Source organism: Rhodobacter sp. NSM (genome assembly GCF_052244495.1).
Lineage (GTDB): Bacteria > Pseudomonadota > Alphaproteobacteria > Rhodobacterales > Rhodobacteraceae > Cereibacter_A.
The window spans coordinates 52,038-68,439 of record NZ_JBQPXH010000008.1; the positions used below are offsets into that span (position 1 = coordinate 52,038).

Sequence of the window (16,402 nt, forward strand, 5' to 3'; positions counted from 1 at the left end):
GAAGTCAGACCCCAATTTTCACCCCCCTCGGCTCCGCGAGATCAGGCCCTGAGCCGACGAAACGGTCAGGGTGTGGAGGCGGCTCAGGCCCTGATCGGGCTGTCGCGTTGAGCGTCAGCGCGGTTCTTGAAGCGCCAGCTCTCGTTGCCGGTCTCGATGATCTCGCAGTGGTGTGTGGGCCGGTCGAGGAGCGCCGTGGTCATTTTGGAGTCACCGAAGACGGTCGGCCATTCGCCCAAGGCGAGGTTGGTGCGAGGTGCGCTCGTAGAGCCCGAGCCGATTGCCGCTGGTTTCGGAAGGGTTCTCGCGACGCTGGAGACTGTGTCTTCGGTGCGACTGGACGAGGCGGGAGCCATGGGATTGCCGCGAGATGTCCATGCCGCCGTCCCGTGGTACGGCGTCCGCATTGCGGACGTGATCAGTCAGTTCGGCCGACCCTGATCCGAATGCATCGCGGCGGGTCAGGAGACCCGCCGCGGGTCGCGCCCCGGCCGGGTTTCGCCCATCACGTTCCGGGTCAGCCTGGATCTTCCGATTGTCCTCCTTGGCATTCCCGGAATCCCGTCGTGGCAAGGAGAACGCGGGGCCGGGACGGAGATTCCGTTGCGATCATCTCGCGTGCGACCCGGATCCCGCGCGCCAAGGCAGGCCGCGGCGGGGGCCAGGCTCGCGACAGGGGCGAGCGTGATGCGTCGTCGCGCCGGGCACCGGCGGCCTACCGGCGCCTGCTCAGGGATGTACGAGATGCGCTTCTCAGCGCCCCCATGCCGACACGTCCGGTTGACGAGTCGGCCGGTGACACGGCTGAATGCCGAAGAGGAGGAAGACGAATGCCAGTCCCGCTAAGCAACCATTTCCTTTCGCAGGAGTTTTCGCTCACGACGTTTTTTTTGCCAGCAAGTGATTGAAATTCATAGAGAGCACCGGATTCTGGATCTGGGGTCCCCCGTTCGAGCCGGGGAGTCGGTACCACTCTTCGAAAAGTGCTCTGCGTCATGAGCCTTAGCCGGTTCTAGCCTCCGGCCAAGCTTGGGCAACCATCAAGCTGTAGTCCCTTTGCGCATCATGGCGCTGCAGATAGGCGTCGCGATACGGACCCTGCGCCGCATACTGAGCCGCTCACCGCTTCGAGCCGAGAATGGGCCTCCGGAAGATCCGTCGTGTCTCCGGCGACGGACCTCCCTGCGTCGCACTGACCCTCGGCCGCGGGGCCGCAAGACCTTGCCCTCCGCCGTCCGACGATCACGTGGCCTTCAATTACCCGTTCTTCTTCTTGCCTGCCCTGGGCTTGGCAGCCTTGGGGGCGGGCTCGGACGTGTCAGGCGCGCCGTCCGGCTGCGAGCCCTCGGCTGCGGTCTCGGTTGGGTCATTCTCCGCTGCCGCGCCCTCCGTTGCCTCGTCGCTCGATGGGTCCGGCTGCGCAACGGTCGACTGCGCCGAGTGTTCGGCGACGAAGCCCCGCATGAACCGCCGGATCTCCCGTGCGGCGCTGGTGTCCATCTCGTCGCAGAGGGAGACGAACGCGTCCCGCTCTGCCTTGATCACGCGGATGACCAACTGACCAGACTTCTTCCCGGACTTTTCCCTCTTTTGCTTGCTCATGACTGCCTCGTGAAATGCCTGTGCAATGTATATACATCGGCATTCCCGGTCACAAGCGCTGCGTGGTCAGTGTTGCTCCGGATGCGCAAACCAGTCTCGCACGGCGTTGGCAGATGCTCCATGCACGGTCGCGCCCGTGCCGAGGTCGGCATCCCGAGCCGGATTCACGGGGCGGGCCGCCGAACGACCGTCCCATTTCCAGATCCAGGCCACGCCGCCGTCCTCGTCGCATTCGGCTATCAGATGTGTCTCTTGCATCCTGTCCCCCACATCCATGCAGTGACTTCCATATTGAGCCAAGCTTGCTCGATTCGGAGAAGCTGCATGACGACCGGCCAAGGGATCGCCGCGATGAGGCGGCAATAGGACGCCGGGCAACCGACACGGTCGCCCTTATCAGCGGCAGGAAGGCATCCTCCTGCGCGATCCTTGGACGGCGGTTGGATGCCGCTGCCCGCGCCCGCAGCGGTTGCGGCGGTCGCCGTCACGCCCGAGGCCATGGCGCTCAGGGTATTGCGCTGAGGTCACCAAGTCGCGTCCGGACGCACGACGGCCCGACGTCGGGCCGATGCCGTGGCCGCCTTGTTGCACGATGAAAGAGCCAATTCGGATGCCGTCCCGGAATGGAGCCATGCCCACAGCCTGTCGCTGTGGGCGCGGAATCGCGAGCGCGCAAGACGTCCATAGCCGAAGGCTGCCGCTGCGGGTCGCGCCGGGACCGGCGTGCCCTCACTCGCGCGGGATCATCACCGTGAAGGCTCCGCGCAGTTCGCCCGGCTCGAACCCTGTCGCCCGATCAGATGGATAGAGCGCGACGATCTTCTCGCGCAGGGTCGCGTCGACATCGGTGCCGTGGCAGACGGCGCAGGGGGCCTGCATCGGGATTGCCTGCATGAGGTGGAACCCCTCCTCGTCCTCGCGAACCGCTGCGACCGTGGAGGCGGGTTCTCCCGCCGCGAGGCGCTGGCGGAACGACCGGAGCTGCTCCTCTTCCCAGGCATCGGGCGCGTTTGCCGGGTTGCGCAGGCGAAGCGCCGTCCGGCCGATGTCGGCGCCCATGGCTTGCGAAATCTCGTGCGTGATCGGCAAGGCCTTGAGATTGCAGGTTTCGATGGCGCCCTCCGGACCGGCCTCCTGCATGGCATAGCCAAGCGCAAGCTGCAGAGAGAGCTGCAACTGCTTGATGGCCGCCCGCGCCTGCGCCTCGGGCGACGTGTCGGCCACGGCGCTTGTGGCCAGAGCGCTCATGATCCCGAAAACCGGAGCCATGCGCGCGAAGGCCGGTGGAATTGCGTTCATCATCATTATCTCCCTCACAATCCGGCTGAAAGCCTGCCGGTCTGTCGGAGAGGCGCAGGACCCGCACCTGCCGGTGCGTAATCCCGCCTCTCGCGACGCCCGGCCGGGCCTCTCGTCCGCCATGAATAGCGGAGAAGACGGAAAGGGGACGTGATCAGGTCACACGGCCGCAGCGCGTCGGGGCGCCCCGGGGACAAGGACGCGCCTGCCCCGGGGCGCAGGCGCGGAAAGGTGATTGGGCGGCCCGACGCCCGCCGGAACGGAGGGAGCCGACTACTGGCCGCCGCCGGACGGTGCCGCGGTAGAGGCAGGCAGCGTCGCCGGTGCGATCTCGGTCTGGGCGGGTTCGCCGGTGCCGGTATCCGGAGGGGCCTCGGCCGAGGCCGAAGCGACCTGATCGGTCCCCATGGGCGACGGGCTGATCGAGCCGTCCGCGGCGGCAACCCTCCACACGGTGTTGCCCGCGTCGTCGGCGACGAGAAGGGCACCCGTTCCGTCGATGCCAAGACCCACCGGGCGGCCGCGCGCGCTGTCGCCGTCAAGGAAGCCGGTGACCACGTCCTGTGTCTTCTCCGAGGGGCGGCCGTCGACGAACGGCACGTAGACGACCTTGTATCCGTTGAAGGCGTCGCGGTTCCAGCTGCCGTGTTCGCCCACGAAGGCGCCCGAACGCCAGGCCTCGGGCAAGGCGGACTGGTAGGAGAAGGTCAGCCCGAGGGCCGCAACATGGCTCGAGAGCGCGTAGTCCGGCGCGATGGCGGTTTCCACCATGTCCGGCCGCTGCGGATGGACGCGCCGGTCCACATGATCGCCGTAATAGCTCCAGGGCCAACCGTAGAAGGCGCCTTCCTCCACCGAAGTCATGTAGTCCGGCACGAGGTTCGGACCCAGTTCGTCGCGTTCGTTCACCACCGTCCAGAGCGCCCCCGTCTCGGGATGGAAGGTCAGGCCGTTCGGATTGCGCAGCCCGGACGCATGGACGCGGGAGGCGCCCGTCTCGCGGTCCACCTGCCAGATCGCCGCGCGCCCCTTCTCGGCCTCGAGGCCGTTCTCGGCGATGTTGGAATTCGAGCCGACCGAGACATAGAGGCTCTCGCCATCTGGCGAGAGCGCCAGATCCTTGGTCCAGTGATGGTTGATCGGCCCGCCCGGCAGCGGCGTCAGCACCTCCGGCTCAACCACCATCTCGGTCTGGCCGAGCGTATAGGGGTAGACGAGGATCGCATCCGTCGCGGCGACATAGAGCATGTCGTCGATCCAGGCCACGCCGAAGGGTGAATTCAGGTCCGTCAGCAGGTCGTGGCGCTCGTCCACCGCGCCATCGCGATTCGTGTCACGCAGGAGCGTGATCAGGTTGCTGGCCTTCTGTTCGCCGCCGCCATGCGCGATGGACATGATCCATCCGCGGATGAGGTCCTTCGGCCGCGAGACGGGTTTCCCCTCGGGTCCGCGCGACTGCACGACGAGGACATCGCCGTTGGGCAGGGTGTGGACGGTTCTCGGATTGGCGAGGTCCCGCGCATAGGCGGTGACGACCAGGCCCTCGGGCACGACGGGCACCTCGTCCTGCTGCCAGCCTATGACCTCGGCGACCTTGAGATCCGGAAGCAGTGACATCTCCGGTTCCGGAAGCACCGGATCCGGTCCGATCTGGGTGCTCGTATCGAAGTTCTCGGCCGCCGAGGCCGGTGATGCGAGCGCGAAGAGCAGGGGGAGGATTCTGACATCAGTCATGGCGGGTCACTCCCGCGCCGTGCCGGAAGACCATGGAAATGCCGAGCCAGCCCGTGACCGCGAGGACAATCACGGTCAGGGCCGAGAGCACGAGGCCCCATGGCACCACTCCGGTCCATCCGTCGCGCGCATGGACGAGGCTGTTCAGGAAGGCGAGGCCCAGCACCACGAGATTGCCGACGCCGTGGATCCAGCCTATCCGGAGGCGCCGCAGCGGCCTGCGCACGAGCAGGTCGATCGCACCGACGAGAGCGGCGAAGGTGCCGAAGATGAGCGCTGCCAGCAGCAGCCATTCCGCGAAATGCTGCCACATCAGGTTGCTGGTCATCCAGTAGGCGATGTCGGCGAAGAGGGTCAGCGTAAGACAGGCGATCGGAAACGGCACGAGCACCGCGTGGAGGGGTCTGCCACCGATGGCCGCGACCGCTGGAGCTGAAGGAGTCTGCATCTCATTCTCCCTTGGGGTGACGCTATGACTACTTCCGTAACCGCTGCGTGTTCCCGACGGCGCTGTCTGGGGCGATGCAGAGCCCACCGCTGGCGCTGTGAAAAGGAAGGTCGGGAAGGCGCGCCTGTCCCGAGGCGGCGATGTCCGCCCTTCAGCGCGTCACGACGCGCTTCACTGGGCGGCGGTCTACCACCGCCCAGGCAATACGGGATGCCATGATGTGAAAATATTTTTTCATTGAACGCTTCGCAGTCCCGTCAGCGCCCATTACCTGATCGTCGGCGGTTTCCGTCCTCAACTGCAGCCGGCGAGGGATGCCAGGAGTGCGGCCTCATCGATCGGCTTCCGCACAAGGGGCAGGCCTCGCATGGTCACGGGCAGCGAGTCCTCTGCTGCACCGGTCAGAAGCAGCAGCGGCACGCCACGACGCTCCAGCACGTCCACCACCGGCTGCACCGTCAGATGCCGCAGGTTCACGTCCAGCAGCGCCGCATCCATCTCGGCTGTGCTGGCAAGATCCAGCGCTTCCGTCAGTGTGCCAGCGGGACCCAGGACCCGTGCTCCCTCGGCTTCGAGAATGGCGGCGAGCTGATGAGCCAGGAAGTAGTCGTCCTCCACGACCAGCACGGCTCGGCCTGTCAGCTGACCTGCGTGCATGCTGGTATTCATCGCGTTCTCCCTTCCGAGGATGAACCCCGCACGAGCGGCGGTGTTCCTTCGCCGCCCTGCGGCGCATTGTCAGCTACTCACAAGAATGTGGCAGCCATGCGCCCCGACGGAGGAGAAAAGCAGTTTCGTCAGTCGGAGAGCCGCCCGTTCGGCCAGGGCGAGGGCCGGCAACGAAGGTCCGGCCACGACATGGCCTCGTGCACTTTCAATACGGCCAGACGTTCACACTGATGCCGGCCGACGTGGCGCTCAGCGTGACGAGAAGGAGCAGGAAGAGGCCCTTGTCCTTCGGTTCCATGGCTGCCTCGCAGGTTGCTGCTGCACCCGGGAACCCGGGGGTCCGGTGCCTGTTCCAACCTTCCGTTGCGGCAGGGGCGAACTGCCCATGCGCGTCTGGCGCAGGATCGGCCCTGCTCGGATGAGGCGGCGCAGGAGAGAGACGCTCGGGCGTCGAGAGGTCCATCCCCATGGGCGTACGAAAAATCATTTCCTTTCAACGTTGGGACAGGGCGACCTGATCGCCCCGGATCGTTTACGTCAGCTTCGCGGCGCGAGGAGGATGACGCCTGAACCGATCAGCACGAGCAGCGCCCCCGCCATGTCCCACCGGTCCGGCCTCATCCCCTCCACGGCCCAGAGCCAGAGAAGCGATGCCGCGACGTAGATCCCGCCATAGACGGCATAGGATCGCCCCGCAAACTCGACCGGCGTGAGCGCAAGAATCCAGGCAAAGGCCGCCAGCGAGAGCGCTCCGGGCACGAGCCAGAGCGGAGATGCGCCCAGCCGCCACCATGCCCAGACCGCGAAGCAGCCGCCGATCTCGGCCAATGCAGCGCTCGCATAGGCTGCCAGCGGCAGGATCATCAAGGAGTCTCCCGATGGTCTCGGGCGCAGAGGGAGTGGTCGCCCAGCACCTCGATCACCCGGCAATCCGCGATGGTGCCGTGCGCGCATTGACCGATCATCCGTTCCAGTTCGGACTCGAGAGCCCGGAGGCGCGCGAGGCGTTCCTGCACTGCCGCAAGCTGCGCCCGCGCGATGGTGTCGGCGGCATCGCAAGGCTGATCGGGTCGGTCCGAGAGGCTCAGCAGGTCGCGGATCGCCTCGAGCGGGAACCCCAGATCCCGGGCGTGACGGATGAAGGCCAGCCGCTCCTGTGCCTTCTGCCCATAGAGGCGCTGATTGCCCGCACTCCGCTCCGGCTCGGGCAGAAGGCCGATCTGCTCGTAGTAGCGGATGGTGGGCACCTTGACGCCCGCAGCTTCCGAGAGCTTTCCGATGGTGAGCATGAGAAACCTCTTGAACCTATAGTTGCTGGAGACATTAGGGTCCAGAATCGATGGTAACAAGCGCCCGACGGGCGGGAGACGGTGATGACGAGCGAAGCGGTGGCCTCGGTGCTGGAATGGCGCGTCAGTGGAATGGACTGCGCGTCCTGCGCGCGGAAGGTGCGCGATGCGGTGGACCGACTGCCGGGGGTGAGCGACGTCGAGGTCACGATCATGTCCGAGCGCCTGAAGCTGACGCTCGACCGGGCGTGCGGTGCGCCGGAGGCCGTCGAGGACACGGTGCGCCGGCTCGGCTTCGGCATCGCCCCGCGCGAGCGCGCCCCGAAGTCCTTCGTCCTGCCGATGCTGGCCACCGAAGGCGAAGCGGCCTGCGGATGCGGCGGCGCCTGCAGTTCGACGGCAGGCCATGCGCCACACGGAGCCGAGGCGATGGCTTCCGCCGTGACCGGCGACCGCGCCACGGATCCGGACCAGCCGTCCCGCAGTCAGGAGGCCACGCAGACGCGTCTGCCGTGGCATGCGACGGCGAAAGGGCGGCTCGTCCTCCTGACCGGGACGCTGCTCGTCCTCGCCTGGGGCACGGGCCTTGCCGCGCCGGACCCGGTGGGCGATGCCGCCTTCATCCTGGCCTGCCTCGTCGGTCTCGTTCCGGTGGCCCGCCGCGCCTGGGCAGCAACGCGTCTGGGCCAGCCCTTCACCATCGAGTCCCTCATGACCGTCGCCGCCACCGGCGCGCTCTTCATCGGTGCGGCGGAAGAGGCGGCGGTCGTCATCTTCCTCTTCGCCGTCGGGGAGGTGCTGGAGGGTGTCGCGGCCGATCGGGCGCGCGATGGTATCCGCGCACTGGCCCGCCTCGTCCCCGAGACGGCGCGGCTCGAGCGGGGCGACCGGATTGTGGAGGTGCCGGCGGAGAGCCTCGTGCCGGGCCATGTGCTGCACGTCCGGCCGGGTGACCGAATTCCGGTCGACGGCGAGATCCTGGACGGGCGGGGAAGCATCGACGAGAGCCCCGTCACGGGCGAGAGCATTCCCGTCGATCGCGGTCCGGGCGAGGCGGTCTTCGCGGGCGCCGTCGCCACGGATGCCGCCTTCCGCATTCGCGCGACGCGCGCGGCGGGTGACAGCACGATTGCCCGCATCATCCGCCTCGTCGAGGAGGCCGAGGCGGCGCGCTCGCCGACCGAGCGCTACATCGACCGGTTCAGCCGCTGGTACATGCCGCTGATCGTGGGGTTGGCGGTGGCGGTGGCGCTGGTGCCGCCGCTCGCCATGGGCGCCGACTGGCAGACCTGGATCTATCGCGCCCTCGCTCTTCTGCTGATCGGCTGCCCCTGCGCGCTGGTGATCTCGGTGCCGGCTGCCATCGCCTCGGCCCTTGCGTCGGGCGCGCGGCGCGGCCTGCTGCTGAAGGGCGGCGCGGTGGTCGAGGCAATGGCGACCGTCCGGCAGGTGGCCTTCGACAAGACCGGAACCCTGACGCGTGGCAGGCCCGAGGTGACGGACATGATCGCGCTCGGCGGCGGGGACGAGACGCGCGTCCTGGCTCTCGCGGCGGCGGTGGAAGGGGCGTCAAGCCATCCGCTTGCGCAGGCGATCCTGCGGAAGGCCAGCGATTCCGGTGTGCTCCCGCTGACGGCGCTGGATGCGCGCAGCCTTGCCGGCCACGGTGCCGAGGCGCGGATCGACGGCCTGCGAACCTGGGTCGGCAGCCCGTCCTTTGCCGCCGATCGGGGGGCGCTGGACGCGGCCTCAGGCACACGGGTCGAGATGCTCGAGGCCGAGGGCAAGACGGTCGCCGTCCTCTTCCGCGAAGGGGAGGCATTGGGACTGATCGCGCTGCGCGACGAGCCACGTGCGGATGCCGCCGAAGCGATCCGCCAACTGGCAGGACTGGGTGTCGGTGCGACGATGCTCACGGGAGACAACCCGGGCACGGCCGAGGCCATCGCCACGCGGCTCGGACTGGCGTTCCGTGCCCGGATGCGCCCCGAGGACAAGCTCGCGGCCGTCCGTGACATGGCTGCGGCCGGCGGTGTCATGATGATCGGCGACGGCATAAACGATGCGCCCGCCCTGAAGGCCGCGACCGTGGGCGTGGCCATGGGATCGGGGACCGACGTCGCGCTCGAGACGGCCGATGCGGCCATCCTGCGCGACCGGGTGACGGATGTGGCGGCGCAGATCCGTCTCGCCCGCGCCACGATGCGCAACATCCGCCAGAACATCGTCGTGGCGCTGGGACTGAAGGGCGTGTTCCTCGTGACCTCGATCCTCGGGATCACCGGGCTCTGGCTCGCCATCCTCGCCGATACGGGCGCGACCGTCCTTGTGACGCTCAACGCGCTCCGCCTGCTGCGCTTCGAGCCGGACGCCGAGGCCCGACGATGAGAGCCCGCGTTGCGGCCGCTGACCTCTGCGACCGCTGGCGACAGCCTGTGTCCTCTGCCTCCGGACGCAAAAACCCTCAACCGCGCTGGCGGTAGAGGGTTTCCTCGTTCGACTTTTCGGATGCTGAGGCTAATGCCTCAGAACGGGATCTCGTCGTCCAGATCGTTGCGCCGGCCGCCGGCCGCGGGACTCGACGAGCCGCTGCGCGCACCGCCGCCATAGCTGTCGTAGCTGTCTGAGCCGCCACGGTCCTCGTAGCCGCCGCCCATGCCACCCCCGGCGCCGGCGCCTTCGCCCCGGCCGCCGAGCATCGTCAGCGCGCTGCGGAACGGGCGCAGGACGACTTCGGTCGAGTAGCGGTCCTGCCCGGACTGGTCCTGCCACTTGCGGGTCTCGAGCTGGCCCTCGATGTAGACCGTCGACCCCTTGCGCAGATATTGTTCGGCCACTCGGGCCAGGTTCTCGTCGAAGATGGCGACGGAGTGCCACTCCGTCCGCTCCTTCCGCTCGCCCGAGGCGCGGTCCCGCCACTGCTCGGACGTGGCGATCCGCAGGTTCACCACCTTGCCGCCGTTCTGGAAGCTGCGCACCTCGGGATCGCGTCCGAGGTTGCCGATGATGATGACCTTGTTGACCGAGCCCGCCATGCTTCCTCCGATTCTTCTGGCCGGGGCAGGGTGCCCCGGATCTGGTTAATGGAATGCCTATACCGCCCCGGGTCCCCCCGCAACGCTGCAGGCTGCCCCGAAGGGAGTGCGTTCAGGACCGGAATCGCCCGAAACACCTCCACAGGTTGTGTTCAAAACTGTGGCGAAGGCTTCAGGATTCCGTGTATCGTTCGGGCGGGACAGATGAAGGTTGTTTTCATGCGGCATTTGATCGGCGCATTGGGCGTGGCGACGCTTTTCTGCGGCCTCGCCGGCGGAACGTCCGAGGCTTTCGCCGACGGGCTGAAGCTCCAGCGATCCACGATGAACCGGGCCGGGATCTTCAGGTCCCAGACGAAGCTCCTCGATGGCCGGCTCTCGCAGCAGTACGAGGGCTCCGTCCGGCTGAAGCCGAAGGTCGAGCAGATCCCGGCCGCGCTGCCGACGGCGCGCTACAGCGGGCGCTACAAGGGCGAGTATCTCGAGGTCGCCAAATCCGTCGCCCGCAAGCATGGCGTGCCGGAGCAACTCTTCCTGCGCCTGGTCCAGCAGGAGTCAGGCTGGAACCCCGGCGCCGTGTCGGTCAAGGGCGCCACGGGCCTCGCGCAGCTGATGCCGGGCACGGCGCAGCTTCTGCGCGTGAACATCAACGATCCGCACCAGAACCTCGAGGGCGGGGCGCGTTACCTCAAGATGATGTACACGAAGTTCGGAACCTGGCAGCTTGCACTCGCCGCCTACAACGCAGGACCTAAGGCGGTCGAGAAGCATTCCGGCATCCCGCCCTATCGCGAGACGCAGAACTACGTGAAGGTCATCTGGGGCAACGGCTGAGGCCAGGCCGAAGCAGGGCTTCGCGCGCGGCCGCCGCGCCAGAAGCCTTCGCCGCCTCGAAGCAGGTGCGCTGGCCGCGTCCGCCCCGAGCCGGGAGAAGCGGCCCCGTGAGGCCGCCCACGTTCCGCTTCATTCCAGCGTGCCGTCCGCCGAGATGCGGGTCTTGCCGCCGAGATAGGGATGCAGCGCCTCGGGCAGTTCGACCGAGCCGTCCTCCTGCTGCCCGTTCTCGATCACGGCGATCAGGCAGCGGCCCACCGCGAGGCCCGAACCGTTCAGCGTGTGGACGAACTCGGGCTTGCCGCCGCCGGCGGGACGGAAACGGGCGTTCATCCGCCGGGCCTGGAAGTCGCCGCAGACCGAGACCGAGCTGATCTCGCGGTAGGTGTTCTGTCCCGGCAGCCAGACCTCAAGGTCGTGGGTCTTGGTCGCGCCGAAGCCCATGTCGCCGGTGCAGAGGACGATGGTGCGGTAGGGCAGGCCCAGCTTCTGCAGGATCGCCTCGGCGCAGCGGGTCATGCGCTCGTGTTCGGCCAGCGAGGTCTCGGGCGTCGTGATCGAGACCATCTCGACCTTCTCGAACTGGTGCTGGCGCAGCATGCCGGACGTGTCCTTGCCCGCGCTGCCCGCCTCCGAGCGGAAGCACTGGGTATGGGCCGTCATGCGGATCGGAAGCTGCGCCTCGTCGAGGATCTCGCCCGCGACGGTGTTGGTCAGCGTCACCTCCGCGGTGGGGATCAGCCACCAGCCGTTCGTGGTCTGGTAGCTGTCCTCGGCGAACTTCGGGAGTTGCCCGGTGCCGAACATGGCGTCGTCCTTGACCAGAACCGGCGTCCAGGTTTCGGTCAGCCCGTGCTCGGTCACATGGGTGTCGAGCATGAACTGCGCGAGCGCCCGATGGACGCGGATCACCGCGCCCTTCAGCATCACGAAGCGGCTGCCCGAAAGCTTGGCGGCCGTGGCGAAATCCATGCCCGGCTTCACGCCCGCGATCTCGAAATGCTCCTTCGGCGCGAAGTTGAAGCTGCGCGGCGTGCCCCAGCGGCGGATCTCGACGTTGGCGCTTTCGTCCGGGCCGTCGGGCACCTCGTCGAGGGGGGCATTCGGCAGCGCCACCAGCATTTCGCGCAGGCGAGCGTCTTCGGCAGACGCTTCCTCGTTCAGGCGCGCCACCTCGGCCTTCTTCTCGGCGACGAGCGCGCGCAGGCGCTCGAATTCGGCCTCGTCGCCCCGCGCCTTGGCCGCGCCCACTTCCTTGGAGGCCCGGTTCTGCTCGGCCTGTGCCGTCTCGGCCGCAAGGATCTTCGACCGCCGCGCCTCGTCGATGGCGAGGATCTCGCCCGAGAGCGCCGAGAGGCCGCGCCGCGACAGGGCGGCGTCGAACCGTTCGGGGAACTCGCGGATGATGCGGATGTCGTGCATGGGATCACCTTCGCTGAAGAACCGAGCCCCGGGGCCCGAACCGTCGGACGCCTGAGGATCGGGCTTCTAATGCCCGATCCGACAGGTCAGGTGAACCGGAATCTTCCGCGGACCCGCGGGTGCGACCGTCCTACTCGATCACGGCGCAGGCGATGCGGTCGCCCGCGGCGCCGGAAGGCTGGCTGACGTAATCGTCCGGGCCGGAGTGCAGCATCAGCGCCCGCCCGGCCAGATCCGACGCAATGTCGCCCCCGAGCTGGACAAAGGTGTTGAAGACCTGCGCGCGCAGGATCCCGTCGGCGCCGACATACTGGTTCGGCATGTCGCCCGAATGCGGTCCGGTCTCGACCATCAACCCATGGTCCGTGCCCGAGATCGAGAAGTGCCCGCCGGCGGACTCAAATCCGCCCTGGGCATCGCACTCGCCATTCTCGTGGATATGGAAGCCGAGCCAGCTGTCTGCCGGCAGACCTTGCAGGTCTAGAGTGAAGAGGACGCCGTGCGGCAGCGGCGCGATCGTGGCCTTTCCGATGGGCGTCCCATCCACCGAGGTGAAGGTGGCGGTGCGTTCGGCATAGCCCGGCTGTCCAGGCGCATCCTCCGGGTTCTGGGCGCTGCGCGGCACGTCCTGGGCGAAGGCGGGGGCGGCCAGCAGGGCTGCGACGGCAACGGCGATGGTCCTCGACATGGGTTTCCTCCTCGTCATGGGCGGCGCCGGGCTCGTGGCCCGGCAACCGGCGGGATCAACGAATGCAACGGGGACCGACCGGCCCTGTTCCCGACGGGACGACCGGCAGCGGCCATCCTCTTCCATTGCGGTCTTGGATCGGCCGGGATCGCGCATATATGGCCCGGCATGGCTTGTTGCCATCGCGGCACCCCGCGGATAGGGTGCGCCCCGCCGAAGTCCGGGCCTGATCCCCGGGTGAATCCAAGAGGACGTCCATGTTCGTGACCCCCGCCTTCGCCCAGGCCGCCGCCCCCGGCGGCGCTGCCGGCGCCTTCACCAGTTTCGTGCCGCTGATCCTGATCTTCGTGATCATGTATTTCCTGCTGATCCGTCCGCAGCAGAAGAAACTCAAGGAACACAAGGCGATGGTCGAGGCCTTGCGCCGCGGCGACCAGGTGCTCACCGGCGGCGGCATCCTCGGCAAGGTGGTCAAGGTCCATGAGGACGGCATCGTCGACGTGGAGATCTCCGAAGGCGTGAAAGTCCGCGTGATGAAGTCCACCATCGTTCAGGTCATGTCCAAGACCGAACCTGCTGCCGCCTGATCCGGGGTCCGGTCCAGATGCTCCACTTCCCCGTTTGGAAACGCGTTCTGATCTGGGGCATCTGTGCCCTCGCCATTCTCTACGCCTCCCCCAACTTCTTCTACGGCCGCGTCGAAACGCACAATGACGCGGTTGCCGCGGTCGAGAAGGCCGGCGGAACCGCATCGCCCGCGCAGACCGAGGCGGTGGGGCTCTGGCCCGAATGGATGCCCTCGAGCATCGTCAACCTGGGGCTCGACCTCCGGGGCGGCGCCCATCTCCTGGCCGAGGTCCAGGTCGAGGACGTCTATGCCGCGCGGATGGACGCGCTCTGGCCGGACGTGCGCGACGCGCTGCGCGGCCTTCGTGACGAGGTCGGCTCGATCCGCCGCCAGACCGCCCCTCCGGGCGAGTTGCGCGTGGCGGTCTCGCGGCCCGAGGGCCTCTCCGCTGCCGTCGAGGCCGTGCGCCAGCTTGCCCAGCCAGTCATTTCCTTCACCGGCATGGGCCAGAGCGACATCGAGGTCTCGGGGCAGGGCGACGTGGTCTCCGTGCGGCTGACCGATGCCGAGCGCACGGCGATGGACAGCCGGACCGTGCAGCAGAGCCTCGAGATCATCCGCCGCCGCGTGGACGAGGTCGGCACCCGCGAGCCCACGATCCAGCGCCAGGGCGAGGACCGCATCCTGATCCAGGTGCCCGGGATCGGCTCGGCGGCCGAACTGAAGTCGCTGATCGGCACGACTGCCAAGCTGACCTTCCACCCGGTGCTCGGCCGCACGGCCGAAGCCCAGCCCGCCGCGAATGGCGACCTCGTGCTGCCCTCGGCCAACGAGCAGGGGATCTTTTACGTCCTCGATCGCTCGCCCGTCGTCACCGGCGAGGAACTCGTCGACGCGCAGCCGTCCTTCGACCAGAACAACCGCCCGGCGGTCAGCTTCCGCTTCAATCCGACCGGGGCGCGCGCCTTCGGCGACTACACCGCCGAGAACATCGGCAAGCCCTTCGCCATCGTCCTCGACGACGAGGTGATCTCGGCGCCGGTGATCCAGGCGCATATCGCCGGCGGCTCGGGCATCATCACCGGCAACTTCTCGGTGGAGGAGTCGACCGAACTCGCCGTGCTCCTGCGCGCAGGCGCCCTTCCGGCAGAGATGACCTTCCTCGAGGAACGCACCATCGGCCCGGAACTCGGTCAGGACTCGATCGATGCGGGGCGTCTTGCCGCCATCGTCGGCATGATCGCCGTCGTGACCTTCATGATCGCGAGCTACGGCTGGTTCGGCGTGCTGGCGAACGTCGCGCTTGCCATCAACATGCTGGCGATCCTCGCGCTGCTCTCGGTCATCGGGGCGACGCTGACCCTGCCGGGTATCGCGGGCATCGTGCTCACCATCGGTGTCGCGGTCGATGCCAACGTGCTGATCTTCGAGCGGATCCGCGAGGAGTTGCGGCAAGGCAAGCAGCCCGGCCGCGCCATCGAGCTCGGCTTCGAGAAGGCGCTCTCGGCCATCGTGGACGCCAACGCGACGACCTTCCTCGTCGCGGTCATCATGTTCCTCGTGGGCGCGGGGCCGGTCCGCGGCTTCGCCGTCACGCTGACCATCGGCATCTTCACCTCGGTCTTCACGGCCGTCTACGTCACCCGGATCCTGATCGCCACCTGGTTCGCCCGGCGGCGTCCGCGCACGATCGTCGTCTGAGGACATTCCATGGCCTTCCGCCTCAAGCTCTGCCCCGAAAAGACGAACATCGACTTCTTCCGGTTCGCGCCGGTCACATTCGGCTTCTCGATCTTCCTGATGGCCGCCTCACTCGTGGCCTGGCTCACGCTCGGGCTCAACTTCGGCATCGACTTCCGTGGCGGCACGACGATCCGCACGGAATCCACGCAGCCCGTCGATGTCGGCGCCTACCGTGACGCGCTGCAGGGGCTGCAACTTGGCGACATCTCGATCACCGAAGTCTTCGACCCGGGCTTCCGCGAGGATCAGCACGTGGCCATGGTCCGGATCGGGGCGCAGGACGCCACGCAGTCGATCACGCCCGAGCAGATCGGCCAGGTCGAGGCCGCGCTGCAGACGGTGGATCCCGGGATCGCCTTCCCGTCCGTGGAATCGGTCGGGCCCAAGGTTTCGGGAGAGCTGATCTGGTCTGCGGTCATGGCGGTCGCGGCCGCCTGCGCCGGGATCGCGTTCTACATCTGGCTGCGGTTCGAGTGGCAGTTCGCGATCGGTTCGGTTGCGGCACTGATCCACGACGTGCTGGTGACGATCGGCGTCTTCGCGCTCTTCCAGATCAAGTTCGACCTGACAACGGTGGCGGCGCTGCTGACCGTGCTGGGCTATTCGATCAACGACACCGTGGTCGTCTTCGACCGACTCCGCGAGAACCTCGTGAAGTACAAGACCATGGCTCTGCGCGACGTGATGAACCTCTCGGTGAACGAGACCTTGAGCCGGACGATCATGACGCTGATGACGACGCTGATCGCGCTCGTCTCGCTGCTCGTCTTCGGCGGCGACGTGATCCGCGGCTTCGTCTTCGCCATCACCTTCGGCGTGGTGATCGGGACCTATTCCTCGATCTACATGGCCAAGAACATCGTGCTCTACCTCGGCGTGGACCGGGGCGGTCCGAAGAAGGACAGCAAGGCGGGCACGCAGTTCGCCAATATCGACGCCTGACCGGCGGGCGGCGCGCCGCCCGCACCGGTTCCGTGCCCGTCGCGGTCGCCTGTGTTCCCTGACCGCCTCCCTCGCCGGGGCCTTCGGCCGCGCATCGTCCGGCCTTCCCCGGCAGCCCACGCCGGCCGG

Annotated in this window: 15 protein-coding genes and 1 pseudogene; 5 read left to right on the forward strand and 11 right to left on the reverse strand. The window is 67.6% G+C overall.

The window, feature by feature from the left end:
* Positions 1-83: 83 nt before the first annotated feature.
* The 8 genes and pseudogenes from ACTVZP_RS15410 to ACTVZP_RS15445 form a co-directional block, all read right to left on the reverse strand.
* Positions 84-251 (reverse strand): annotated as a pseudogene (locus tag ACTVZP_RS15410) (ATP-binding protein); the annotation flags it as partial.
* A 1,006-nt stretch (positions 252-1,257) separates the two neighbouring features.
* A complete protein-coding gene (locus tag ACTVZP_RS15415; protein ID WP_443213052.1) occupies positions 1,258-1,602 on the reverse strand; it encodes a hypothetical protein in 345 nt (114 codons plus the stop codon).
* Positions 1,603-2,331: 729 nt separating this feature from the next.
* Complete coding sequence (locus ACTVZP_RS15420; protein WP_443213053.1) at positions 2,332-2,904, reverse strand: Tll0287-like domain-containing protein; 573 nt, start codon at positions 2,902-2,904, stop codon at positions 2,332-2,334.
* A 270-nt stretch (positions 2,905-3,174) separates the two neighbouring features.
* Positions 3,175-4,635, reverse strand: a complete 1,461-nt coding sequence (locus ACTVZP_RS15425; protein ID WP_443213054.1) for a PQQ-dependent sugar dehydrogenase — start codon at positions 4,633-4,635, stop codon at positions 3,175-3,177.
* Positions 4,628-5,083 carry a DUF2231 domain-containing protein gene (locus ACTVZP_RS15430; RefSeq protein ID WP_443213055.1) on the reverse strand — a complete coding sequence of 152 codons (456 nt, stop codon included), beginning with the start codon at positions 5,081-5,083 and terminating at the stop codon, positions 4,628-4,630. The genes ACTVZP_RS15425 and ACTVZP_RS15430 overlap by 8 nt, the downstream gene beginning before the upstream one ends.
* Before the next feature lie 294 nt (positions 5,084-5,377).
* Positions 5,378-5,752, reverse strand: a complete 375-nt coding sequence (locus ACTVZP_RS15435) for a response regulator (protein ID WP_443213056.1) — start codon at positions 5,750-5,752, stop codon at positions 5,378-5,380.
* Between the two features lie 537 nt (positions 5,753-6,289).
* Positions 6,290-6,616 (reverse strand): YnfA family protein, encoded by a 327-nt coding sequence (locus ACTVZP_RS15440; RefSeq protein ID WP_443213057.1) that lies wholly within the window; start codon positions 6,614-6,616, stop codon positions 6,290-6,292.
* Positions 6,616-7,041, reverse strand: coding sequence for a MerR family transcriptional regulator (locus ACTVZP_RS15445; protein ID WP_443213058.1), 426 nt, complete (start codon positions 7,039-7,041; stop codon positions 6,616-6,618). Before ACTVZP_RS15445 ends, ACTVZP_RS15440 begins: the two co-directional genes overlap by 1 nt.
* Positions 7,042-7,125: 84 nt before the next feature.
* Here ACTVZP_RS15445 and ACTVZP_RS15450 point away from each other — a divergent pair, with 84 nt between their 5' ends.
* Positions 7,126-9,429, forward strand: a complete 2,304-nt coding sequence (locus ACTVZP_RS15450; RefSeq protein ID WP_443213059.1) for a heavy metal translocating P-type ATPase — start codon at positions 7,126-7,128, stop codon at positions 9,427-9,429.
* A 137-nt stretch (positions 9,430-9,566) separates the two neighbouring features.
* Here ACTVZP_RS15450 and ssb read toward each other — a convergent pair whose 3' ends face one another.
* Positions 9,567-10,076: a single-stranded DNA-binding protein gene (gene ssb / locus ACTVZP_RS15455; RefSeq protein WP_443213061.1), complete on the reverse strand. Its 510-nt coding sequence runs from the start codon at positions 10,074-10,076 to the stop codon at positions 9,567-9,569.
* A 219-nt stretch (positions 10,077-10,295) separates the two neighbouring features.
* On the opposite strand from ssb, the gene ACTVZP_RS15460 reads away from it, so the two are divergent.
* Positions 10,296-10,910 carry a lytic transglycosylase domain-containing protein gene (locus ACTVZP_RS15460; RefSeq protein ID WP_443213062.1) on the forward strand — a complete coding sequence of 205 codons (615 nt, stop codon included), beginning with the start codon at positions 10,296-10,298 and terminating at the stop codon, positions 10,908-10,910.
* A 129-nt stretch (positions 10,911-11,039) separates the two neighbouring features.
* On the opposite strand, the gene serS is transcribed toward ACTVZP_RS15460, so the two are convergent.
* Positions 11,040-12,332, reverse strand: coding sequence for a serine--tRNA ligase (serS, locus tag ACTVZP_RS15465; RefSeq protein ID WP_443213063.1), 1,293 nt, complete (start codon positions 12,330-12,332; stop codon positions 11,040-11,042).
* A gap of 130 nt (positions 12,333-12,462) precedes the next feature.
* Positions 12,463-13,020 (reverse strand): superoxide dismutase family protein, encoded by a 558-nt coding sequence (locus ACTVZP_RS15470; RefSeq protein WP_443213064.1) that lies wholly within the window; start codon positions 13,018-13,020, stop codon positions 12,463-12,465.
* A gap of 257 nt (positions 13,021-13,277) precedes the next feature.
* On the opposite strand from ACTVZP_RS15470, the gene yajC reads away from it, so the two are divergent.
* The 3 genes from yajC to secF are packed head-to-tail and all read left to right on the forward strand — an operon-like array spanning position 13,278 to position 16,273.
* A complete protein-coding gene (gene yajC, locus ACTVZP_RS15475; protein WP_443213065.1) occupies positions 13,278-13,607 on the forward strand; it encodes a preprotein translocase subunit YajC in 330 nt (109 codons plus the stop codon).
* A 17-nt stretch (positions 13,608-13,624) separates the two neighbouring features.
* A complete protein-coding gene (gene secD / locus ACTVZP_RS15480; protein WP_443213066.1) occupies positions 13,625-15,289 on the forward strand; it encodes a protein translocase subunit SecD in 1,665 nt (554 codons plus the stop codon).
* A gap of 9 nt (positions 15,290-15,298) precedes the next feature.
* Positions 15,299-16,273, forward strand: coding sequence for a protein translocase subunit SecF (secF, locus tag ACTVZP_RS15485; RefSeq protein ID WP_443213067.1), 975 nt, complete (start codon positions 15,299-15,301; stop codon positions 16,271-16,273).
* Positions 16,274-16,402 lie beyond the last annotated feature (129 nt).